At 71.5% G+C, this 1549-nt stretch carries 1 protein-coding gene; it reads right to left on the bottom strand.

Annotated elements, in window-relative coordinates:
• Positions 1 to 1549 (bottom strand): polyketide synthase dehydratase domain-containing protein (locus ACSC1Q_RS42920; RefSeq protein ID WP_436764501.1); only part of this gene is annotated, 1549 nt, incomplete at both ends.

Below are 1549 nucleotides of genomic sequence, written 5' to 3'. Positions count from 1 at the left end.
CGCCGGTACGGTGACCAGCACCGCCTCGGGCACCTCGATGACCGAAGCCAGGCCCGCTCCCGCCTCCAGCACCACCCAGGAGGGTGCTGCCGTGCCCGTCGGGGCCGCGACCACGCTCCAGCCCACCTGATGCAACCAGCCCTGACCACTTGAGGCGGCCAGATCCGAGGTCGACAGCGGACGCAACGTGAGCGCCTCGACCTCCGCCACCGGCACACCGCTCCCATCGGCGATGAACAGGGTGATATTGGCGACACCGGCCCCCGTCGGTTGGCCACCGGTGTCCGCGTTGGTGGTGAGCCTGACCCGCAGGCTGGTCGCCGCCGTGGCGTGCAGGGACACACCCGACCAGGAGAAGGGCAGGAAGGGCCGTCCCGGCTCGGGCTCCGGCAGCAGATCACCCAGCGCGCTGGCGTGCAACACCGCGTCCAACAACGCCGGATGCACCCCGAACCGCGCCGCGTCAGCGTGCGCCTGCTCGGGCAACACGACCTCGGCGAACACCTCACCGGGGCGTGCCCACGCCCGCGTCACCCCCTGGAAGGTCGGGCCGTACTCCAAGCCGACCGCCGCGAGATCGTCATACAGACCGTCGACCGCCACCGGCCGCGCGTCCACCGGCGGCCACTGCGCCAGCTCGAACGCCGCCACCGGCAGTGGTTCCGCGCTCAGCAGCCCCTCGGCATGACCCGTCCACGGAGCCGTGACGTCGCCTTCCGGGCGGGAGTGGATCGAGACCGCCCTGCCACCGGACTCCTCGGCCGCCCCGATGACGACCTGGACCTGCACCCCGCCCTCGGCGGGCACCACCAGCGGAGCCTGCAGCGTCAGTTCCCGTACGAGCGGCCAGCCCACCTCAGCCCCGGCTCGCAGCACCAGCTCCAGCAATCCGGTCCCCGGCACGATCACCGTCCCGTTGACCACGTGATCGGCCAGCCACGGCTGCGCGGCGACCGACAGGCGACCGCTGAAGACCACCGACTCACCCCCGGCGACCTCCGTCACCGCGCTCAGCAGCGGGTGATCGATCGCGCCCAGCCCGGCGGCACTCATCTCCCCGACCCCGGCGCGCACCGGAATCCAGAAGCGCTCCCGCTGGAAGGCGTACGTCGGCACATCGACATGCCGTGCCGGGGTGAGGATCGACGTCCAGTCGACTCCCACGCCATGGGTGTGGAGTCGGCCGAGTGCCTCGACCAGTGCCCGGACCTCGTCACGGTCCTTGCGCGCGGTCGCGACGAACACCCCGTCCTCGACGCTCTGCTGAGCCAGACCGGTCAGCACCCCATCCGGGCCGACCTCGACGAACACGTTCGCCTGGCAGGCGGTCACCCCGTCGGCGAACCGCACCGCCTCGCGCACATGCCGCACCCAGTAGGCCGGGTCGGTCAGCAGACCGCGCTCGGCAAGCAGGCCCGTCACATTGGAGACGACCGGGATGCTCGGCTCGGCGAAGGTCAATCCCGAGACGATCTGCTCGAACTCGGCCAGCATCGGCTCCATCAACGGCGAGTGGAAGGCGTGCGAGACCCGCAGCCGTCGGGTGCGA

The sequence above is a fragment of the Streptosporangium heterodermiicola genome (genome assembly GCF_051390675.1).
Lineage (GTDB): Bacteria > Actinomycetota > Actinomycetes > Streptosporangiales > Streptosporangiaceae > Streptosporangium.
The sequence above is the reverse complement of the archived record's forward strand: the minus strand, read 5'-3'. Positions and strand labels throughout refer to the sequence as shown.